General features: G+C 34.3%; 20 protein-coding genes. 10 read left to right on the forward strand and 10 right to left on the reverse strand.

Annotation, left to right across the window (positions count from 1 at the left end; genetic code table 11):
- Nucleotides 1-38 precede the first annotated feature (38 nt).
- On the forward strand, nucleotides 39-1085 hold the full coding sequence (locus tag OMO38_RS05920; protein WP_264749289.1) for a hypothetical protein: 1047 nt from the start codon (nucleotides 39-41) through the stop codon (nucleotides 1083-1085).
- Here OMO38_RS05920 and OMO38_RS05925 read toward each other — a convergent pair.
- From OMO38_RS05925 to OMO38_RS05935, 3 genes are all read right to left on the reverse strand, one after another.
- Nucleotides 1078-2556 (reverse strand): lipopolysaccharide biosynthesis protein, encoded by a 1479-nt coding sequence (locus tag OMO38_RS05925; RefSeq protein ID WP_264749290.1) that lies wholly within the window; start codon nucleotides 2554-2556, stop codon nucleotides 1078-1080. The two genes, OMO38_RS05920 and OMO38_RS05925, sit on opposite strands and share 8 nt — an antisense overlap.
- A 6-nt stretch (nucleotides 2557-2562) precedes the next feature.
- Entirely contained in the window at nucleotides 2563-3354 is a 792-nt protein-coding gene (locus tag OMO38_RS05930; protein ID WP_264749291.1) for an FkbM family methyltransferase, read from the reverse strand.
- Between the two features lie 115 nt (nucleotides 3355-3469).
- Nucleotides 3470-4147, reverse strand: a complete 678-nt coding sequence (locus OMO38_RS05935; RefSeq protein WP_264749292.1) for a DUF2461 domain-containing protein — start codon at nucleotides 4145-4147, stop codon at nucleotides 3470-3472.
- A gap of 279 nt (nucleotides 4148-4426) precedes the next feature.
- Here OMO38_RS05935 and OMO38_RS05940 point away from each other — a divergent pair, with 279 nt between their 5' ends.
- From OMO38_RS05940 to OMO38_RS05980, 9 genes are all read left to right on the forward strand, one after another.
- On the forward strand, nucleotides 4427-6139 hold the full coding sequence (locus OMO38_RS05940) for a DEAD/DEAH box helicase (RefSeq protein WP_264749293.1): 1713 nt from the start codon (nucleotides 4427-4429) through the stop codon (nucleotides 6137-6139).
- A gap of 372 nt (nucleotides 6140-6511) precedes the next feature.
- Nucleotides 6512-7150 carry a DUF47 domain-containing protein gene (locus OMO38_RS05945; protein WP_129536417.1) on the forward strand — a complete coding sequence of 213 codons (639 nt, stop codon included), beginning with the start codon at nucleotides 6512-6514 and terminating at the stop codon, nucleotides 7148-7150.
- Nucleotides 7151-7172: 22 nt separating this feature from the next.
- Nucleotides 7173-8315: an inorganic phosphate transporter gene (locus OMO38_RS05950; protein ID WP_264749294.1), complete on the forward strand. Its 1143-nt coding sequence runs from the start codon at nucleotides 7173-7175 to the stop codon at nucleotides 8313-8315.
- A 102-nt stretch (nucleotides 8316-8417) separates the two neighbouring features.
- Nucleotides 8418-9389 carry a polyprenyl synthetase family protein gene (locus OMO38_RS05955; protein ID WP_264749295.1) on the forward strand — a complete coding sequence of 324 codons (972 nt, stop codon included), beginning with the start codon at nucleotides 8418-8420 and terminating at the stop codon, nucleotides 9387-9389.
- 93 nt (nucleotides 9390-9482) lie between these two features.
- On the forward strand, nucleotides 9483-10433 hold the full coding sequence (locus OMO38_RS05960) for a GSCFA domain-containing protein (RefSeq protein ID WP_264749296.1): 951 nt from the start codon (nucleotides 9483-9485) through the stop codon (nucleotides 10431-10433).
- Between the two features lie 6 nt (nucleotides 10434-10439).
- A complete protein-coding gene (locus OMO38_RS05965; RefSeq protein ID WP_264749297.1) occupies nucleotides 10440-10958 on the forward strand; it encodes a DUF4269 domain-containing protein in 519 nt (172 codons plus the stop codon).
- 3 nt (nucleotides 10959-10961) lie between these two features.
- The gene (locus tag OMO38_RS05970; RefSeq protein WP_264749298.1) at nucleotides 10962-11729 is read left to right on the forward strand and encodes a TatD family hydrolase; all 768 of its coding nucleotides are present in this window, start codon (nucleotides 10962-10964) and stop codon (nucleotides 11727-11729) included.
- A 13-nt stretch (nucleotides 11730-11742) separates the two neighbouring features.
- A complete protein-coding gene (locus OMO38_RS05975; protein WP_264749299.1) occupies nucleotides 11743-12897 on the forward strand; it encodes a hypothetical protein in 1155 nt (384 codons plus the stop codon).
- A gap of 594 nt (nucleotides 12898-13491) precedes the next feature.
- Nucleotides 13492-14433 (forward strand): hypothetical protein, encoded by a 942-nt coding sequence (locus OMO38_RS05980; protein WP_264749300.1) that lies wholly within the window; start codon nucleotides 13492-13494, stop codon nucleotides 14431-14433.
- A 32-nt stretch (nucleotides 14434-14465) separates the two neighbouring features.
- Here the strand turns inward: OMO38_RS05980 and OMO38_RS05985 are convergent, their stop codons facing one another.
- The 7 genes from OMO38_RS05985 to OMO38_RS06015 form a co-directional block, all read right to left on the reverse strand.
- Nucleotides 14466-15731 (reverse strand): DEAD/DEAH box helicase, encoded by a 1266-nt coding sequence (locus OMO38_RS05985; protein ID WP_264749301.1) that lies wholly within the window; start codon nucleotides 15729-15731, stop codon nucleotides 14466-14468.
- A gap of 162 nt (nucleotides 15732-15893) precedes the next feature.
- Nucleotides 15894-16382 (reverse strand): DUF6438 domain-containing protein, encoded by a 489-nt coding sequence (locus OMO38_RS05990; RefSeq protein WP_264749302.1) that lies wholly within the window; start codon nucleotides 16380-16382, stop codon nucleotides 15894-15896.
- An 80-nt stretch (nucleotides 16383-16462) separates the two neighbouring features.
- Entirely contained in the window at nucleotides 16463-17101 is a 639-nt protein-coding gene (locus tag OMO38_RS05995; RefSeq protein WP_264749303.1) for a porin family protein, read from the reverse strand.
- A gap of 84 nt (nucleotides 17102-17185) precedes the next feature.
- Nucleotides 17186-18169: a GTPase ObgE gene (gene obgE, locus OMO38_RS06000; protein ID WP_264749304.1), complete on the reverse strand. Its 984-nt coding sequence runs from the start codon at nucleotides 18167-18169 to the stop codon at nucleotides 17186-17188.
- Nucleotides 18170-18242: 73 nt separating this feature from the next.
- A complete protein-coding gene (locus OMO38_RS06005) occupies nucleotides 18243-18821 on the reverse strand; it encodes an adenylate kinase (RefSeq protein WP_264749305.1) in 579 nt (192 codons plus the stop codon).
- Nucleotides 18822-18959: 138 nt separating this feature from the next.
- A complete protein-coding gene (hpt, locus tag OMO38_RS06010; protein WP_076452285.1) occupies nucleotides 18960-19514 on the reverse strand; it encodes a hypoxanthine phosphoribosyltransferase in 555 nt (184 codons plus the stop codon).
- A 436-nt stretch (nucleotides 19515-19950) separates the two neighbouring features.
- Nucleotides 19951-20781 (reverse strand): M12 family metallopeptidase, encoded by an 831-nt coding sequence (locus OMO38_RS06015; RefSeq protein WP_264749306.1) that lies wholly within the window; start codon nucleotides 20779-20781, stop codon nucleotides 19951-19953.
- Between the last annotated feature and the right edge of the window lie 200 nt (nucleotides 20782-20981).

Consider the following 20981-nt stretch of genomic DNA (forward strand, 5'->3'; position numbering starts at 1 on the left):
AGCTGATTTGGCTTTATCTAAAACTTAATTTACCTCACTTGAGAAACATAGCCTACATAGAAATTGACACCCACGCAGAGATTGCGCAGGATTTTATGGATTTGTTGCAAGACTCCAAAGCATTTTCTGTGGATTATTATTTGTCGGAAAAGATTAAAAATCAAATTCAGGAAAATGGTAATGTGGTACACCAATCAGATTCATCGATGATTCTGGATCAGCTGTCTACAAAAAACTATGATTTGATTATTATTGGAACTGTTCACCGTTATTTCAATACTTTTTTGGCCATAGGCGAGAAATATAATACTTCGGTTATAATTCATAATTTGAATTTTTCTAAAATTTCAAAATCAGATTTAATTAAAAATATTTTTAAAAATGATTTGATTTACAGACTGAAATTATGGTGGAAAGAAGGATTGTTTTATGCAAACAAAACCTATGCAAAGGCAAAGCATCATTTGGTTCTCGATCGGGAATTATCTTCTGATAAGCTTGAATTTTTACCGCTTTTCTACACAAAGTCGGTTGATAAAATTAGGGATAAGATTTTCACCATTGTTATTCCTGGAGGGGTTTCTCAGAAGAGGAGAGATTATAAAAAGGTTTTCGATATCATCCGGAATTTAAAAACCGAAGATCAGTTTACCTTTGTTTTTCTGGGAAAAGCAAAATGTCATGAACTTAAAGATCTTGAAAATTTAGATAAAAATCTTCCGGAAAATATTAAAACAATCTATTTTTCTGAAAGAGTTTCTCCTGAAATCTTTGATCAGTGGATGCGAAAAGCTGATGTTCTCTGGTGTCCGATTCGGGAGGAAGCCGAATTTTTCAGCAATAAAGAAATCTATGGCGAAACAAAAATGACCGGAAATTTAGGTGATGCCATCAAATATGGTAAACCTGCAGTTTTTCCTAAAAACTATTCTTCAAAACTTGAATTTATTATTCCTGAAGAAGAAAATGTGATTGAACAGTTTTTAAAGCTGAAAGATTCGGAGTTCGATTTTCAAAAAGATTTTAGCAAAGAAAAAATTCTGAATGATGTTGAAAATGTTCTGAACAGATTTGTATCTATTTAAATTTCAATACACTTTTAAGGAATTTCATATTCAAATATTGCTCCACAGGAAATATTTTGGTGAAATAATTTCCAATGAAAATCAGTATCAGAACAACGGCAGGCTTGTAAACTAAGTTAATAAACTGATTGGCAAAATTTGGCAGAACAATGGCCACCGTAATCGCTAACGTGCAGATAATCGAAACAAAAATCATCTCAATACTCAATGGTGAAACTTTGAACATAATGTAATTAAAAATGATCTTAATGACATTGTAAGTACTTAGGGAAATTGCCGTAGATAAAGCGATTCCCATGAGTTTTAGGTCGGTATGATTTATAAAATATAAATTTAAAGTAATCGTTAATCCTGCCAGCAAGAGCATAACAAGGATATTGAAACGGTAATATTTTGAAAGCGAAATAATGTTGCCGTTAAAACCCGTTGCAAGATCGATCAGGACTGCAGAACCCCAAATCCAGATTACAGGAGTGTATTCCTGTAACTGCAGACCGTTTTTGGGCATAAAGTGCGTAAGAAAAGGAAATCCAACCATGATGCACGAAAACAGAACCGCTCCCAGAAAATAAAGAGATAAGGATGTTTTTTTATGAAATCTGTCAAGCTCATCCATGTCTCCTTCTGCAAGATTTTTGCTGATAATCGGAGCAGAAATATTAAACAAACCGAGTTGTGGAATAGATATCAAAGAAATCAAGGCGTACAGAACCGAGTAGATTCCGTTTTCTTCCATTCCCAAAAACTCACCGATCATAAAGCTGTTGATCGCTAAATAATTCCCGAAAGTCCCCAGAAATCCAAAAAAACTATAGCTTGAAAATTCTTTCCAGAAATTATCTTTTTTAAAATAATCTGTACTGAAATCAAAATTTATTTTCTCTAATCGATTCGTGTAATAAATGTATCCTGAAAGCATTAAAGCAAACATTCCGAAGAAAAATGCGTAGGCAATCTTCTGTGACAATGCAAAGTAAAATACCAGACAGAAGGCTCCGAGATTGGCGATTTTTGGAAATAAATTGTCAAAAATATTTGAAACAACGATCCGTTTATAATTGGAAGTGTATTTGTTGAATACCGCACAGAGTGAGAGCAGTAAAATCATCGGTAGGATCACTTCCTTAATCTTCCAGGCCTCAGTATTTTTAAATTTAGGAAAAATATAAGGAAGAATAAAAAAGACAATTGAAAAGATGCAGAAATTGACAAAAATCGCCAACAGAGATAGTGAAAGCATGTTTTGCTTTTTGCCATCTTTTTCAACTTTGTGAAAAAATTTCACATTAGAATAAGAAATTCCCAGCACCACAAACGGTACCAGCATTTCTGCCGTGGGCAAAATATATCTCAGTTTTCCGTAGAATTCAAAATCGTTAGGGAAAATGAAAATCGCCGAAATTGTACCGATCAAAAACCCAAAATACCCAATGATCGAATATTTAAAACCCTGTCTTGCAACTACACTCATAAGATTTTAGTTTTTTGGAAGAAAAATAATATTGTTGATGTAGTCGGTTTTGTTTTTTTCGTCGCTGATGTTTTTGGTTAAAATTTCTTCGGTTAATTTTTCAAGTGTAAAAGTTTTTCGGTTGAGATAGTTGGCGTCAAATCCCCAGCTCTCAACTTCGGAAATTTCATTCCAAATGGGTTGATCGTGATGTCTCTGTTCCATTTCAACCATGAGAGTAGGTCTGAATTTCTGAATGGTTTCCTTTCCTCCAAAAAGAGTTTTCATTTCATTTCCTTCAACATCTATTTTGATGAAATCTATTTTTTGAATGTTTTTAGATTTTGCCCATTCATCCAGTTTTACCACTTCTACAGTTTCGGTGTAAGAATTTTCCTCATCTTTTTCTTTGTAAGAGGTATTCAAGGTTCCTCTCGAAGCCACCATTTTTCCTTTGATGATTGGAACTTTAAATTCTGCAGTCGTATTTTCGTCAGACAGAGCTACAGAAGAAATATTCATCGACGGAAATAATCTTTTCAGTCTGATGTTGAGTTTTTTGTTAGGTTCGAAAGCGTAAATATTCTGATGTTTCAGTTTATTTTCAAACTGATAAAGAAAAGTTCCAACGTTGGCACCAATATCAAAAATTACAGCGTTGCTGTTTAAATACTCTTTAATCCAAACGAGCTCGGGTTCTACATTACGGCCAGAAAAATTTTCTTTAGTGAGATTTTTTAAATTTTTAAAATACCTCTGTTTATAAAAACTCGGACTGATGTACTGTAAGTTTTCTGCGAGCTGTTGGTATAAAGACATTGATTTCAATTTTATATCGACCGACAAAGGTAGTGAAAAATGTTAAAATGGTGTTAAAATATTATCACCACAGATCAGAGTTTACATGAATAGTGTGTGGCAGATGACTAAAAAATTACGCCGGCGTTTCCGAAAACGGTGCATTTAAGAAATCATTAAAAGGCTTTGCAGAATTCATAATATCTGTTAGGTTTTCCACTGCATTTTTATCCATCACTTCTTTGTTGGATAAGTTATAAACTCCAATAAAACTTTTAAGTCTGAGATAATCAGCCATGGGATCTTCTTTTTCAAATCCCTGCGGAATTTTTTTAAGCTCGTGCTCGCGGTCTAATGCACCATAGTATTTTTTGAAATCCTGATGATCAACTGCTTTCAGAAATTCATTTTTGAAAACAGATATTTCTTTTCTGATTTCCTTTAATACTGAAGCTTCCGGTAAATAAATTCCGCTTGCGATAAATGATTTTCCGGGCTGTATGTGAAGATAATGACCAGACTTTTCATTGCTTTTACCCATGCCTAATGAAGCTCCGAAGTAGGTTTTATATGGTGTTTTATCTTTAGAAAACCGAATGTCTCTGTAGATTCTTAGCAGTGATTTTTTAGCATTCAGTTTGGCTACTTTTTCATCTGTTTTTCCAACTTCCTGAATAAGATGTTCTACAAAATTTTCAAATTCTTGCTGAGCATCGATGAATAGATTTTTATGATCATTAAACCATTCCCGGTTATTATTCTCATTCAGTTGTTTCAGATAGTCAAATACTTTTTTTGAAAGGGTAGCCGCCATTTTCTTATTACTTTTAATCAAAATTAAATAAATCTAATCAGACTTGAAGCTTTTATCTCTCATTTAAATAATTCATAAATATTAATTAAAAATTCAAATAAATCGATAAACAAAAATGAATTTGTGGGTTTTTTAAATTTAAAATAAAATTTTTATCCTTTTTTTGCATAAATTCAAAAATACTTAGAGTTTTCCAAATTAAAATTATCAATTCGTTAATATTATATAAAGCGTTATCAAATAATTAGTTGTATCTTTGCAAAAATTTTATATCAATTAATGAATTTATTTACGGAGACCAATTTAAGTCCTGATATCCTTAAGGCCATTGGCGAACTGGGTTACGAAAGCCCGACAGAAATCCAAAAACAGACTATCCCTTTTATTCAATCAGATATTCGCGATCTAATCGCACTTGCGCAGACAGGGACAGGCAAAACAGCAGCGTTTTCGCTTCCGATTTTGGACATGATTGACGATACGAGTCGCAAAATCCAATTTTTGGTGCTTTGCCCGACACGAGAACTATGTCTACAGATTTCAAAAGACATTAACAACTATTCGAAGTACATGAAAAACATCAAAACTACAGCAGTTTATGGTGGAAGCAGTATTACGGATCAAATGCGTTCTTTGAGAGATAAGCCACAGGTAATTGTGGGTACTCCGGGAAGGGTGATCGACTTGATCAACAGAAAAGCTCTTGACTTCTCTGAAATCCACTGGTTGGTTTTGGATGAAGCAGATGAGATGCTTTCTATGGGTTTCAAAGACGAATTGGAAACAATTTTAAGAGAAACTCCTGAAACAAAACAAACTTTCCTGTTCTCGGCAACGATGAGCAAAGAAGTAGAAAGAATTTCTAAAAGTTACCTTACAACTCCTCACCGTATTTCTGTGGGTTCTATTAACGAAGTTAAAAAGAACATTAAGCATGAATTTTACGTTGTAGGTTACCGTAACAAGAAAGAAGCTCTGAAAAGACTTATTGATGCAAACCCAAATCAGTATTCTATTATTTTCTGTAGAACAAGAATGGAAACTCAGGAGGTTGCAGACTTTTTAATGCAAAACGGTTATGGTGCTGACGCTCTTCATGGTGATCTTTCTCAGGCACAGAGAGATACAGTAATGAAGAAATTCAGACTGAAAAACATCGATATCTTAGTTGCGACTGATGTAGCTGCAAGAGGTTTGGATGTAGATTCACTGACGCACGTTATCCATTTCTCTTTACCGGATGATCCTGAAGTTTTTGTACACAGAAGCGGAAGAACAGGTAGAGCAGGGAAAGATGGTATCTCTATGTCTTTGATCAAACCTGAAGAAAGCAGAAAGCTGAAACAGATAAAATCTACAACGAAAATTGAGATCGTTGAGAAGAAAATTCCTACAGGAGACGAAGTAATGTCGGCTCAGGTAAAAGGAGTTTTTGAAAAACTGATGACAGAACATGAAAATGTTTTTGAATTCGATCAAAACCTTGTTCCCGACTTAAGTAATTTCACGAAGGAAGAATTGGTTATCCAGCTGCTACAGTTCCAGTTGAAAGACTTTGCTTTGTACTATAAAGACAAGCAGGATCTTGTGGATCAGAAGTTTAACAACAGAGATGATGACAGAGGTGGAAGAGACAGAGACGGAAGAGGAAGAGACCGCGACAGAGGAAGAGACCGTGACAGAGGAGAACGTAGCGACAGAGGAGAAAGAAGAGGAGATCGTGGTGGTAAGCCAAGACAGAGAGACGAAAATATGACTAGATTTTTCTTCAACCTTGGTAAAAAAGACCAATTGAAAAAACTGGATGTATTGGAAATCATCAACAAAGCTACATCAAGCAAAGGAAGTAAGAGAGCTGAGATCGGAAACATCGAAATTCTTGAGAAATTCTCATTCTTTGAAGTTGAAAAATCTTACGGGAAAGAACTTTTAGGAAATATTCAGTCTATGAAGTTTAAAGGAAAAGATATGAGAGCTGAAGAGGCGAACTGATCTTAAACCTACAATATAATGTGAGCCGGCAATTTTGCCGGCTTTTTTTTATTTGAAATTTAGAGTTGTATTAAAAATACTGTGATCTCTAAATAATATCCAAGGTAGTGCCTGCGTAAGAACTATACCGTTAAAAAAGCTTTGTGGATATCGTGTATAATGAGCAATGATTTACTTGAATCAGGCGAAATTAGATCAAAAATAGTTTGTATTAAATTGAATTTAAGTTGTTGATTTACAGCAGTTTAAATTGTATAAATTCTGGTGTGAACAAATATTAATTCAATATTAACAAAAATTAATGCTGGATGCTTTTTGTTAAGGTGCTTTTTTAGGAAATTTGCACACGAATAAATTAAATACAATTTACAAATGGCAATTGGTAATATTTTCCACGCATTTCAGCCAAAAGACAAAATCTTCTTTGTGCTTTTCGAAAAAGTAACAGAAAATTTAGTTGCAATGTCTAATGATTTCAACAACGGAGTGAAAGATTTCGATCTTAATGATGATGCAATGTTGAAACTGATGAGCGACTATGAGCACAAAAATGACGAGCTTACTCACGAGATCTTTATTGAATTGGGGAAAAACTTCATCACACCTTTCGACCGTGAAGATATTCACACCTTAGCAACAGGTCTTGATGATATTGCAGATTATATCTACGCTTCTACAAAATATATATTCCTGTACAAATCTCCGATGATGAAGGCTTATGCAGACTTCTCATTGCTGATTCACAAGGCTTGTCTTGAAATTCAGAATGCTATGAAGAATTTGAAAGGTTTTAAAAATATGGAGCAGGTAAAAGAAGCATGTATTAAAGTAAATTCTATTGAGAATATTGCTGATGATCTTCTTTCAAACTCAATGGTAGAGCTTTTCGAAACGAATGATGCCATCAATATCATCAAAATATCATCAGTTCTTAATTATCTTGAAATCGTAACCGACAAAGCAGAAGATGTTGCCAATACGATCGAGAATATCATGATTAAATACGCTTAAAAAAAACAATACATAACAAAAAATGGATTTTCCTATTTTACTTACGGTTATTATTGCTTTGGCTTTAATCTTCGATTATATTAATGGTTTTCATGATGCTGCCAATTCTATTGCGACGATTGTTTCCACAAAAGTTTTAACGCCGTTTCAGGCTGTACTTTGGGCAGCACTTTGGAATTTTGCAGCTTTCTTTATCGCAGCGTATATCATTGGTGAATTTAAAATCGGTAACACGATTGCCAAAACCGTCAATGAAAACTTTATTACGCTTGAAGTTATTTTCTCAGGATTAATCGCCGCTATCGCATGGAATCTTTTGACATGGTGGTTTGGAATTCCTTCATCATCATCTCACACATTGATTGGTGGTTTCTTAGGAGCAGCATTAATGCATGCTTTCCTGATGGATTACCGAGAAGTGGTTGTTGCAACTCCAGACTTAGGAATCTGGGATACCTTAACGCAGACTGTGACGAAAGTTGCGAGTCAGGATGTGGTGAAATTCAGCAAAGTAATTCCTATTTTCTTATTCATTTTCCTGGCACCAATTATCGGGATGGTGATCTCAATTATTATCACTTTAATTATTGTTCACCTTTATAAAAAATCAAATCCGCATAAAGCTGATAAATCTTTCAAAAGATTACAGTTGGTTTCTTCAGCTCTTTTCAGTTTAGGACACGGTTTGAATGATGCTCAGAAGGTAATGGGAATCATCGGAGCAGCATTGATCTACTACCATGTTAATATGCTTCAGGATCCGGTTTATCTGAATATTGAAACTGCAGAACGTTTTAATTATTTTGCAGATCATTACATGTGGGTTCCATTGGTTTCTTTCATCGCAATTGCTTTAGGTACTATGAGTGGTGGTTGGAAAATCATCAAAACAATGGGTACTAAGATTACAAAAGTAACTCCATTAGAAGGCGTGAGTGCTGAAACTGCTGGTGCAATCACTTTATTTATCACCGATCACTTTGGTATTCCTGTTTCTACAACGCACACGATTACCGGTTCTATTATCGGGGTTGGATTGACGAAAAGAGTTTCCGCAGTAAGATGGGGAATTACGGTAAGCTTACTTTGGGCTTGGGTTTTAACAATTCCTATTTCAGCGATTGTTGCTGCACTTACATATCTTGCGGTAACGTATCTGACTTAATAAAAAAAATAAATCATATCACTGAACTTTGTCTTAATAGGCAAAGTTTTTTGTTTTATAAAGCCTTGAAAAATCGTATTTTTGTTCAAATTAAAAACTTTTATGGAATTCTTAGACACCTACCAACAGATTGTTGCTGATGCCATTAATAAATATACGTTCAAAGATAAGCCCACAGAATTGTATGACCCCATGAATTACATCATCTCGCACGGTGGTAAGCGCCTTCGTCCGATTATGGTATTGATGGCGTGTGATTTATTCGGAGGTGATATGAAACAGGCGATAAAGCCCGCTTTGGCGATTGAGTTTTTCCATAATTTTACGCTGATTCATGATGATATTATGGATGAGGCACCGTTAAGAAGAAACAAGCCGACCATTCACACGCTACACGGTATTAACGTCGGAATCCTTTCTGGAGACGGATTAATGCTGAAAGCTTATAAGTTTTTTGAAGATCTTGAACCGGATGTTTTCAAAGCGTGTATCAGAATCTTTACGCATACAGGTTTGCTTCTTTGCGAAGGTCAGCAGTATGACATTAATTTTGAGACTCAGGAAAATGTAACTTTTGATGATTACATCAGGATGATTACTTACAAAACCGGTGTTTTGAGTGCGTCTTCATTTGAGATCGGAGCATTAATTGCCAAAGCGCAGTTTAAAGATGCCAAAGCCATTTTCAATTTCGGAAAACATATCGGAATTGCCTTCCAGATTATGGATGATTATTTGGATGTTTTCGGCGACCAGGCTCAGTTTGGTAAAAAGCATGCAGGTGATATTTACGAAAATAAAAAAACAGTTCTCTATCTTTTAGCCAAAGAACACGGTACAGAAGAGGAGAAAAAAGAACTTGATTACTGGTATTCTAAAAAGACTGATAACATCGACAAAGTGTATGGTGTTGAAAAGATTTTCAGAAGAACAAAAGTAGACGAGAAAGCCTTGCGTCTGATCGAAAAGCATAATGAAATAGGTCAAAGCTACCTTTCTAAAATAGATATTGCTGAAGACAAGAAAAAACCTTTCGCTGAACTGGCGAATTATCTTTTGAGAAGAGAAAGTTAATTTAAAATTTTGAAAATGTGTCAGTTTGAAAATTATTATTGATTCGATTTTCATTTTCAAATTCTCAAATCAGCACATTTTCAAATTAACGAAATGAAATTCCGGACTGAAGTAAATATTACAGAATCTAAAACTAAGATTGAGATTGAAGATAAAATATTTTCAATAGGATCCTGTTTTGCTTCTGAGATGTCTGAATTGTTTCAGCAGGGTCAGTTACAGACCGTAAATAATCCTTTCGGAACTTTGTTTAATCCTTTCTCGATTAATCAGTCAATTAAAAGACTGCACGATTCTGAATTCTATCACGAGGAAGAACTTATTATGTTTAATGATGAATATATTTCGCTCGATCATCACTCAAGTTTTGATACAAGATTTATTCATCAGACTTTAGAAAAAATCAACTCTAAAATTGTGGAAGGAAATCAACTTCTGCAGGACTGTCACTGGGTAATCATCACCTACGGAACATCATTTATTTATGAGTTTGAACCCAAGAAGAAGCTGGTTGCGAACTGTCATAAAATTCCGCAGAAGTTTTTTGAAAAAAGATTATTGACACATCAGGAACTGACAGATTCGGTATACGATACGATTTTAAATTTGAAAGATATCTGTAAAGACGATCTTCAGATCTTATTCACTGTGTCACCGGTGCGTCATACCAAAGATGGAATGATTGAGAATCAGTTAAGCAAATCAAAACTCATTACGGCCATTCATGAGGTGATTTCAGAGATAGAAAACTGTCATTATCTTCCTGTCTATGAGATTTTAATGGATGATCTTCGGGATTACCGTTTCTACAAGGAAGATATGATACATCCAAATGCTCAGGCTGTGAATTATATTTTTGAAAAATTTGGAAATGCTTATTTTTCTGAGGAAACTAAAGATTTTATTAAAGAAAATTTTAAAATTCAAAAGGCTTTAGAACACAGGTCTGATGATGAGAAAGATCCGAAATATATAGAATTCAGGGAAAAACTGAGTGAAAGGATTAAGGCGCAGCAACAGAAAACGAAACACAAAATATTCTGACTTTGAATGACTGACTTTACCACGATTGATTATCTCAGCAACGGAAATGACAGACAGAAACGAGCTTTTGAAGTTCTAACAAAACACAGGGTTTTTGAGAAACTTTCTGACTTTTCTCCGATTTTAGCAGGAACAGTTCCGATAGAAATTGATATTGAAGGAAGCGATCTGGACATTTTATGCGAGGTTAAGAATCAGATTGAGTTTGCTGAATTTCTAAAGCATGCCTTTTCAGAATTTGATTTAGATTTAAAAATCGAAACGTCCATAATTAACGGAGTAGAATCGACGGTTTGTAATTTTGAACTTGACGGTTTTCCGATCGAAATTTTCGGACAGAATAAACCGACAACCCAGCAAAATGCTTACCTACACATGATTGCAGAACACAAAATATTACAGGAAAAAGGAAAAGATTTTAAACAAAAAATAATAGAATTAAAGAAAGAAGGAATCAAAACAGAACCGGCTTTCGGGATGCTTTTGAATTTAGAAAATCCTTACGAAGATCTATTAAAATTTTAAATAATGATTGATACACATACTCATTTATATTCTGAAGAATTTGACGGAGACAGAAAAGAGGCCATTCAAAGAGCTTTAGATAAAGGAATTACAGAATTTTATCTTCCGGCTATCGATTCAGAATCTCATGAAAAAATGCTCCAGTTGGAAAGCGATTATCCGAATCAGATTTTTTCAATGATGGGGCTTCATCCCTGCTACGTAAAACCTGAGTCCTGGGAAAATGAACTTGAAACTGTAAAGAAATATTTAGATGAAAGACATTTTCCTGCCATTGGTGAAATCGGGATCGATCTGTATTGGGATAAAACCACTTTAGATATTCAGGTAGAAGCTTTTGAGCAGCAGATTGATTGGGCGATTGAAAAAGATTTGCCTATTGTGATTCACACCAGAGAAAGTTTCGATGAAACGTTTGAAGTTTTAGAAAGAAAAAAACATCCGAAATTAAGAGGGATTTTCCATTGTTTTTCGGGAAATCTTGAACAGGCAAAACATGCTGTTGATTTAAATTTCATCCTAGGAATCGGTGGAGTAGTGACCTTCAAAAACGGAAAGATCGATCAGTTCTTAAATGAAATTCCGTTAGATAAAATCGTTCTTGAAACAGATTCTCCTTATTTAGCACCAGTTCCCTTTAGAGGAAAAAGAAACGAAAGTTCTTATTTAGATTTGGTTGCAGGGAAACTTGTGGACATTTATAAAACAGATTTTGCTGAGATTGACAGGATTACGAGTGAGAATGCCAAGAAATTGTTTGTTCTAAAATAAGTTTGCTAGTATAATGATGAAGTTACTTAATTTCACTTTGGAGAATAAGGCAATGAAATTCATTATGCTCTTCATTTATTTCAGTATTAATCTCTTATTTCTGATTAAATATGGAATCCGACAGGATAAAATTCCTCTTCCTATTTTAATTGCCGTTTTTCTTATTTTTCATGCAGTGATTTATAAGGCCGGCAATTTAAGCAGAGTTGAAATTAGGATTAAAAAAAACTATTCCTATATCTATATCATGATTATGGTGATTGTATTTATCATCTTCAGTCATCTGATTGATAGTCCGTATAAAGTTAATATTGACAGGTGGCAAACGATTGAATACTGTCTTAAAGACTGGATGCATGGAACCTTTTTCTACGACAAGCCTAACTTTATTGGTCAGATGCCTTCATATCTTCCCGGTCAGCTTCTAATCGCATCTTTTTTCTATTTTTTAGGGAATGTGGGATATCTGCAAGTCGCGGCTTTTATAATATTTACGCTATCGCTTCTATATATATTCCGGAACAGAAATGTACAGATTGTCGGCATATTTCTGATCAGTATTGCCCTCTCATTTGTATATGATGTGATTTGTAAAAGTGATTTTATTTCGTCATTTATTTTTATTGCAGCCTTTATTATTTTCTGGCACAAAAAATTCCAGACAGATTATTTTGCGAAACCTTTTTTACTTGGAATTATTTTGGGCATTCTGTGTCTTACGAGAAGTCTTGTTATAATTCCTCTCATTTTATTTTTATTGAAACCTTTTATCAAAACAAAAACAAAAAATAAGGTAATATTACTTGCCGGCTTTTCTCTTTCATTTTCAATTTTAGCAGCCACTGTCGTTCTTCCCGTAAAGAACATCGATTATCTTTTACAATATAATCCGCTTAAAACACAGGGACAGGGAAATGTTTGGGTGATGTGTTTTTTTATCGCAGTTACAGTTTTTATATCCGGTTATATGAGAAACGTAAGGCAAGTCTTCTTCTGTTCTGCTATTCTTTATTTTTTACTCATCAGCTGCTTTCTTATAGAATCATCACTTAGTGGTATATCTTACAATTTTTTAGGAATAACCTACATGGCTGCGGCATTACCATTTTCAATTGTCGGTTACTGTTTTTCGATTTCAGATCACAAAGAAGATTATCAAATTTTATAGAACTATCAGATGCACATATTTAAAAAAAATCTACATTATCTGTTTTTTATTTCCGCTATATTCTTTCTAGGAAATCCCGCGAAATTCCCGGCTGATGATGGATTTTTTTATCCGCAGATCGCTCATAATATTGTTCGCAACAGTTTTATGGGGTTCAATGACCTATACCTTACAAATGGATTTCATCCTTTATGGATGGTTTTTTGTGTCTTGGCCGAACTTTTTAATCCTTTCGATAAGATTTTTGTATTAAATATTTTATGGCTATTTCAGGTGCTTTTCATTTTTTTTGGCTTTAAACTTTTAGAAAATACTTTGTTAAAAAATTCAGAAACAGGCAAAATTCTATCTCTTGCGTTTTACTGTCTCATGTTTTTTAGTGTAGGAACTTTGTATCTAACAGAAGCTCATCTTGCCTTTTTTACTTTAGCTTTGCTCCTCTATTTCTGTTGTAAAAATTACACCAATGATTTTCTATTTGGCTTGATTTGCAGTCTGGTTTTTTTGGCAAGATTAGATCATATTTTTATTATCATTCCGTTTGGCTTTTGGTTTTGGAAACAAAAAAAATGGAACATTGTAAACTTAATAAAAATGATTGTAGGTTTCTCATTTTTAAGTGTTCCTTACTTAGTTTCAAATCAGTTTATTTTTGGGAGTTTAGTTCCTATTAGCGGGAAAATAAAGAGTTCGTTTCCGTTGATTCAGAGTTATATTGAGTTTGGTACACTTCAGAAAATATTTACCGGAATTGGTTTTTTATATCTTTTATTTTCAATTTTTGTGAAAGAAGTGCCTGGCAGAATAATTAAACTTGTATTCTTATCGGGAAGCCTCTTTCATCTTTTTTATAATCTGTTTTTTCAGTCGGCAATAGGACAGTGGTATTTTGTTTCACAAATGGTTTTCTGTGGCTTTTTTATAAATGATTGTTGTGAAAAATTAAATTTTAAAGCATTAACTAATCATTATACTACCAAAGTTTTAGCAATATTATCCATTGTGTTTTTATGTCTTATCGGTTGGTTGAAACTTACCACAAGTCTTAGTCTTCAAAATAATGTATTCGCTAGAAACTCGAAATTCGAAAAAAAACCAAACGAATTGGTGAGAGAAACTACGCTCTCTCTCGGAAAGATATTACCGGCCAATTCAAGAATTTATATTTATGATTTTCCGGGAAAATTTGCATTTTATTCAAATTTCAACATAATCCCTGCAGATGGTTTAGTAGCAAATTTGAATTTTTTCGAGCAAATTAATTCAGATCGTTTTCCAAATTTTCTAAAAATGAAAAAGATTGACTATATGCTTTTTCCTACACATTTTCAAATTAGAGACAAAACTCAGGGATTTATGGGAATTGATATTAATAACGTCAATGCTGATAACGTCATCTATTTAAGAAATACGTTGGATAAAAAAATTGTTGATAGTTTAGATGAGAAAGATTTAGTTAAAATAAAATCTTATCCAAACCCTATCAAAACCTGGCAACCTCAATATGATTCTGTCACTGTTTACAGATTAAAATGATAAAGCCTTCCAAATTTGGAAGGCTTTATCATTTATTTTTTTCTGGAAAAATTACTCTTATTTTTCGGCTTCTTGCTGTGATCAGACTTTTGCTGTTGACCACCTGCAGGCTTTGGTCTCGGTGTGAAAGGTTTGTTGTTCGAATCTCTCTTCTCAACCACCAAATTATCGGTATGGAAAGGATGGTTTTTCTCAACCGGAATTTTCATTCCAATCAATTTTTCAGTATCCTTTAGGTTTAATAAATCTAAACCGTCTACGAATGAGATTGAAGATCCTTCAGAACCTGCACGGCCTGTTCTACCAATTCTGTGAACATACGTTTCTGCCACGTCTGAAAGTTCGTAGTTAACCACATATTTAAGTTCGTCAATATCAATTCCTCTTGCAGCGATGTCTGTGGCAACCAAAATCCGCGTTCTTCCCGACTTAAAATTATTTAAAGCATTCTGTCTTGCATTTTGAGATTTATTCCCGTGAATCGCTTCTGCTGAAATGTTTTGAGACTGCAGTTTTCTTGCAATTTTATCGGCTCCGTGTTTCGTTCTTGAGAAGACCAAAACCGATTCTTTAATATCATTGTGCAAAATATGCGTCAGCAATTCAAGCTTATTGTCTTTGTCAACAAAGTAAACTGCCTGCTTAATGGTTTCTGCCGTTGAAGAAATAGGAGTTACAGAAACTTTAATCGGAGTATTCAAAATAGAATCTGCCAATTTCTGAATTTCTGTAGGCATTGTCGCAGAGAAAAAAAGCGTTTGTCTTTTTTGAGGTAAAAGTTTAATGATTCTCTTAACGTCGTGTACAAATCCCATGTCCAACATTCTGTCGGCTTCATCGAGTACAAAAATTTCAAGATTTTTTAAACTGATAATTCCCTGAGCGATAAAATCTAGTAATCTTCCAGGAGTGGCAACCAAAATGTCAACACCTCTTCTTAAAGCTGTTTCCTGACTTCCCTGTTTTACACCACCGAAAACGACTAATTTTCTTAAAGGTAAATTTTTTCCGTATGCATCGAAGCTTTCTTCGATCTGAATAGCTAATTCTCTTGTTGGAGTAAGAATTAATGCTTTGATATGATTGTTTTTTGGACCTTTTCTTTCAGTAAGATTCTGAAGGATTGGGATAGCGAATGCTGCTGTTTTTCCGGTACCTGTCTGTGCAGTTCCCAGTACATCTCTGTGTTCTAAAATTGAAGGGATTGCCTGTTCCTGAATAGGTGTTGGTTTTTCATAACCTTGCTTTTGAAGCGCATCCAGGATGGGCTTGATAATGTTTAAGTCTGTAAATAACAAAATGGTATTGTGTATTAAAATAGTGCGGGTGAAGCAGTATACTTCATCATTTTTAGCAGATCTGCTAAAAACTTTTAACAGAATTTTGAGTAAAAAATTACTTTACTGGCTGAGAATGCCGCGAAATATACTGCAAAGATAGACTAAATTAATGGAAAGCAATTATTTTACTTTCGTCCACTGTTGACTTTGTTTCAAATCTTCAAAAATCTGATATACATTCATCAGCTTTTCAGAACCTCTTTTTCCATAATCCTCTGTGTTTTTTGCACTGCCGTCAGCAAACTTTATTCTTAGGTAAGAGGTAGGCAAATCGCTAACGTTACGGCTTCCGTATTTGTCCTGAAGAGATTTTACGTCTAGATCATCCAACGAAGCTACCAATTTATTGTAATCAGCTTCTTTGATGGTAGTTTTGAAAGTTCCTTCTCTGGGTTTTGAAAATTCGTCTTTTGAAGTTCCTTTAGAAAAATTAAAATGCTCGGCCTCCAAAACTGCGGTTCGGTCTGCCTGAATCGTCATCTTATAAATCGGACAAAACCCGAAACATGCTCCGGCTTCATACTCAATCGTTGAATATTTTGATGCAACTTTCTGTGTCTGGCAAGAGAATAAAACCACTATTGCGAACAGACTTAATAAATATTTCATTGTACTTAAATTTGTGTGGTATCTCTCAAGAAGTGTTCCAAAAAATAAGAGAAACCTTTTGTGTTTCTCTTGCTTGATTTTTAATTAAATCTGTATCCTACACCAGCCTGCATAAAACCTATCTTTGTGGTAAATCCGTTTTTGTGAGCGTCGAAAAAGTTGAAATTGTATCTCGCATCAACAAAAAAGTGATCTGTCAGTTTGTATTCTGCACCTAAAAAAGGGAAGAGGTTTAATGTTTTAAAACCTATTAGGTCCTGCGAATCTGTGCCATTTACTATTACGTCAGTTTTTAATTTTTCAGAAAGATTAAAACCAAAATTCATTCCTACCGCAGCAGAAAGTTGTGGGATAATATAATATTTTACCGAAACAGGGATCTGAATCTGGGTCAACTGATAATTAAAATCTATATTTCCCAAGTTCACAACTTCATTACCAACCAAGTCTACCAAGGGAAGAGATTGTTTACCACCCAACTGCGTGTATAAAACTTCAGCCTGAATACCAACATTTGAAGCAACTGGCATTTCGCCGACAAGTCCTGCATAGAAGTAAGATTTTGAATCTAATTTGTCTTCAAAAACTTTCATCGAAGAAAGACTGTATCCTGCTTTTACTCCAAATTTAAACTGAGAATCTGAACCTGAAGCGACAGATTGAGCACTCATAACTCCCGAAATTGTGACCGCTAAGGTCAAAAAAAAATTCTTTGTCATTTTTTTCATAGTTTAATTTTAAATTCAACGAAGTTTTTATAAAAAAATTGTGCTGTAAAAAAGTTTACAGCACAATCAATATTTTTATCCGTGAAGTTGTTTCCAGATAGCATCTTTTAACTCCATCAGTCCTTCGCCGGTAACTCCCGAGAAGAATAATGGTTTTCTGTGCTCCGGAAATTCTGCAGAGATTTCTTTTTTCAGTTCGTCATCTAAAAGGTCAGCTTTAGAAACTGAAATGACAAAATCTTTATCCAATAATTCAGGGTTGTATTCTTTCAGTTCGTTCTCCAGAATTTTAAACTCCTGAAAATGATCTTCAGAATCTGCAGGAATTAAAAACAGCAAGATTGAATTTCTTTCGATATGTCTTAAGAATCTGTGCCCTAGACCTTTTCCTTCAGCAGCTCCTTCGATAATACCGGGGATATCTGCCATAACAAAAGATTTGTAATTTCTGTAGTCTACAATTCCTAAATTGGGTGTCAATGTTGTAAATGCATAGTTGGCGATTTTAGGTCTTGCTGCCGAAACAGAAGCCAAAAGCGTAGATTTTCCGGCATTCGGGAAACCTACCAAACCAACGTCAGCCAAGATTTTAAGTTCGAAAACGATGTATCCTTCCTGTCCGTCCATACCAGGCTGTGCATAACGCGGAGTCTGGTGTGTCGAAGATTTGAAATGCTCATTTCCTTTTCCACCTTTTCCACCTTCCATCAGGATGATTTCCTGGCCATGCTCTAAGATTTCACCTACAATTTCTCCATCTTCATTTTTAGCAATTGTTCCTACAGGAACTTCGATATAAGTATCTTCTCCGTATGCACCGGTTAACTGGTTTTTCGCTCCGTTCTGACCGCGTTCCGCTTTTACGTGACGTGTATAACGAAGTGGAAGTAAAGTCCATTCCTGTGAATTCCCTTTCATGATAACGTGACCTCCACGGCCTCCGTCTCCACCATCAGGACCACCTTTGGGAATATATTTTTCACGGCGAAGATGGGCAGAACCTGCGCCACCATGACCGCTTTTACAATGAATCTTTACGTAATCTACAAAATTGCTCATGCTTCAATTTGAAATTGAAAATTTGAAGTTTGAAATTCAATCTCGAATCTCAAACTTCAAACCTCAAATTTATTTATTTTATTTTTTGAACTTCAGCAAAAAGCTTTTCAGAAATCTCATTGATTTCTCCTACACCGTTGATCTCAACGTACTTACCTTGCTGCTTATATAATTCTGCAACCTCTGCAGTTTTTGTGTAATATTCTTTTATTCTGTTTTCGATGATTTCTACATTGCTGTCGTCAGTTCTACCGCTGGTTTCACCTCTTTTCAGCAATCTTTCAACCAAGATTTTATCTTCTACGATCAATGAAAGACAAACATCGATATCGTTATTCAGTTCTTCTTTTACGATTTTTTCCAAAGCTTCTGTCTGTACAGCAGTTCTTGGATATCCATCGAAAATAAATCCTGCAGCATCAGTCGGCTTTCTCAATTCGTCAATCAGCATATCGATCGTCACCTGATCCGGAACCAATTCCCCTTTATCAATGTAAGATTTTGCCAATTTCCCAAGTTCAGTATCATTTTTCATGTTGAATCTGAAAAGATCACCTGTTGAGATTTGCTTTAGATTAAATTTCTCGATCAGATTTTGAGCTTGAGTCCCTTTTCCACTTCCTGGAGGGCCGAACAGAACAATGTTTATCATAATTTAGTTTCGCTTCTGGCGGTTGGCAGTTTGCTTTTGGCAGCTTGCACTTTGCTCTCAGCTTATTTTAGTTATTATTAAATTTATTTCTTTTTAATTTTTTTAGCTAAAAGCAATCAGCAAATAGCTAAAAGCCGTTTAATGGTTGATCGTTCCTTCTTCCAACTGATATAAATTGGGTAAATTTCTTCCCAACTCATCGTAGTCAAGGCCATACCCTAAAACAAATTTGTTTGGAATTTCCTTTCCAATATAATCTAATTTAAAATCTTTTTTGTACACTTCAGGCTTTAATAAGAATGAAGCAATTTTTACAGACTTCGGACGCTGAGTTTCGTTAAAATATTTAAATAAACTTTCCACAGTATTTCCTGTGTCCACAATATCTTCTACCAAGATAATGTGACGGTCTTTTACGTCTTTCGTCAATTCCATTTTCTGGTAAACGATTCCGGTAGATTCAGTTCCTGCGTAAGAGCTCATCTGGATAAACGCAATCTCGCACGGTCCTGGATAATGCTTTAGAAGATCAGAGAAAAACATGATCACTCCGTTTAAAACACCAATGAAAACAGGAACTTCATCCTTGTAATCTTCATAAATTTTTAAAGCGGTTGCTTTTACAATTTCCTGAATTTCGGCGTCCTCTAAATAAGGAACAAAAGTTTTGTCGTGAACTTGAATACTTTCCATAAAATTTTTAGTAGGCGGCAAAGTTACGGATTTTTGATGAAAGTTTTTTGTGAGGTGTATCAGGTTTGTGAAACTTGTGTTTATTATATTTGAGATTCACATTTAAAGTTTAGATGGTATTAAAGATATGGTGAAGGTAGAAGTTTTAAGTAAGCTAATAGATTCATCCTGAGAACTTCATTCTGATAAATAATTTAAAAATCTTTTAAACATCATAAATCTCACAGAAGGCGAAAAATTTATGGATTCATAGAGCCCATGGCAAATGGAAGTAGAAGAAAAAGTATAATCAGATTTTAGTAAGGGAACTATTCAGACTCAATAATTATTGAGCGTCAGGTTTGATTATTGTACACTAGTAGAGCAAAAACACAATCCCTAAAAAGACCTGATTATCTTTTGATAAACAGGTCGATTATTAGTTATTATAAAAGCTTTATTCGTTTCTGTACATAAAAGCAATTGTTGTAATATCTCCTTGAGATAATTGAGAGTAATTTGAATTGTATAAGGAACCGTCCTTTTTTGTAATTGTAGGTCTTCCATTTTTAGAGAATGAATAAGGTCCGTATAACATAATAGAATTAAAGTCTAGGTTGTCACCTAAATCAAACCCGTTGTAACCCAATGTTTGCCATGTTTTGAAATTATGTTGATAGCCGTCTTCAATATTATTCCATTTGATGGTTAAGAAGCCATTCCTGTCTAAGCGAGACTGCTCATGAAATAATCCTAAAGCATGACCAATTTCGTGAATTGCTGCTCCTGTAGAGCAAGTTATGTTCAAAGTAATATTTTGCTTTCCACCTTGTTTGCCAATATATGAACTGCAACCTTGTCCTTTGTTAAAATAAATGTAGTTTGTCTGCGTTGTACGTTCTATAAAACGGATATCTGTGTTTGCTTCAACATGTGCAATTGCATCTATAACTCTTTGTTTAGCCGGGAGATCAGGATTTATACTGTAATATACTCGTTTGTTTTTCCACCGATATTGTTCTCCCCGAATTCCTGTCCTTTCTGTCGAATTTCCTTTAACTGTACTTAGCATATCGGGATTTAGTATAATATCTCCCTGATAAACGAGTTCATTATTTATTTCCTCGTAAGAAATTTCTTCACCATTCAAAAACGCCTTTTTTAGAATGCCTTTTTGTTGTGGATAAGCTTCGAAAGAGTTTTGACCCTGTCTTTTCATATCTTCGGTCTTTGTATTCAGCTCGCTGTTTTCTAGCAATGCTGTATCTTCATTTTGACACGCAATCATACTAACGGCTGTTATGCAGCTTATTATAAAATAATTTTTCATAACTAAAATTTTGTGATTAATATATATAAATCAATCAAAATTTATGCCTAATTGACAATTTATTAGTCTTTTTGTAATGAATAATATTTTTTTAAAATTATCGAAATTATTAAAATATTTAATTATCATTATGATATTGAAAATATAAAACCAGTACG

This window comes from Chryseobacterium kimseyorum (assembly GCF_025971945.1).
Classification (GTDB): Bacteria; Bacteroidota; Bacteroidia; order Flavobacteriales; family Weeksellaceae; genus Chryseobacterium; species Chryseobacterium kimseyorum.

What these genes read in the sequence shown, in the direction of transcription:
- OMO38_RS05925 (WP_264749290.1), bottom strand. Translation starts at nt 2,556, where the DNA reads ATGAGTGTAGTTGCAAGACAGGGTTTTAAATATTCGATCATTGGGTAT.
- OMO38_RS05930 (WP_264749291.1), bottom strand. Translation starts at nt 3,354, where the DNA reads ATGTCTTTATACCAACAGCTCGCAGAAAACTTACAGTACATCAGTCCG.
- OMO38_RS05935 (WP_264749292.1), bottom strand. Translation starts at nt 4,147, where the DNA reads ATGGCGGCTACCCTTTCAAAAAAAGTATTTGACTATCTGAAACAACTG.
- OMO38_RS05940 (WP_264749293.1), top strand. Translation starts at nt 4,427, where the DNA reads ATGAATTTATTTACGGAGACCAATTTAAGTCCTGATATCCTTAAGGCC.
- OMO38_RS05945 (WP_129536417.1), top strand. Translation starts at nt 6,512, where the DNA reads ATGGCAATTGGTAATATTTTCCACGCATTTCAGCCAAAAGACAAAATC.
- OMO38_RS05950 (WP_264749294.1), top strand. Translation starts at nt 7,173, where the DNA reads ATGGATTTTCCTATTTTACTTACGGTTATTATTGCTTTGGCTTTAATC.
- OMO38_RS05955 (WP_264749295.1), top strand. Translation starts at nt 8,418, where the DNA reads ATGGAATTCTTAGACACCTACCAACAGATTGTTGCTGATGCCATTAAT.
- OMO38_RS05960 (WP_264749296.1), top strand. Translation starts at nt 9,483, where the DNA reads ATGAAATTCCGGACTGAAGTAAATATTACAGAATCTAAAACTAAGATT.
- OMO38_RS05965 (WP_264749297.1), top strand. Translation starts at nt 10,440, where the DNA reads ATGACTGACTTTACCACGATTGATTATCTCAGCAACGGAAATGACAGA.
- OMO38_RS05970 (WP_264749298.1), top strand. Translation starts at nt 10,962, where the DNA reads ATGATTGATACACATACTCATTTATATTCTGAAGAATTTGACGGAGAC.
- OMO38_RS05975 (WP_264749299.1), top strand. Translation starts at nt 11,743, where the DNA reads ATGATGAAGTTACTTAATTTCACTTTGGAGAATAAGGCAATGAAATTC.
- OMO38_RS05980 (WP_264749300.1), top strand. Translation starts at nt 13,492, where the DNA reads ATGATTGTAGGTTTCTCATTTTTAAGTGTTCCTTACTTAGTTTCAAAT.
- OMO38_RS05990 (WP_264749302.1), bottom strand. Translation starts at nt 16,382, where the DNA reads ATGAAATATTTATTAAGTCTGTTCGCAATAGTGGTTTTATTCTCTTGC.
- OMO38_RS05995 (WP_264749303.1), bottom strand. Translation starts at nt 17,101, where the DNA reads ATGACAAAGAATTTTTTTTTGACCTTAGCGGTCACAATTTCGGGAGTT.
- obgE (WP_264749304.1), bottom strand. Translation starts at nt 18,169, where the DNA reads ATGAGCAATTTTGTAGATTACGTAAAGATTCATTGTAAAAGCGGTCAT.
- OMO38_RS06005 (WP_264749305.1), bottom strand. Translation starts at nt 18,821, where the DNA reads ATGATAAACATTGTTCTGTTCGGCCCTCCAGGAAGTGGAAAAGGGACT.
- hpt (WP_076452285.1), bottom strand. Translation starts at nt 19,514, where the DNA reads ATGGAAAGTATTCAAGTTCACGACAAAACTTTTGTTCCTTATTTAGAG.
- OMO38_RS06015 (WP_264749306.1), bottom strand. Translation starts at nt 20,781, where the DNA reads ATGATTGCGTGTCAAAATGAAGATACAGCATTGCTAGAAAACAGCGAG.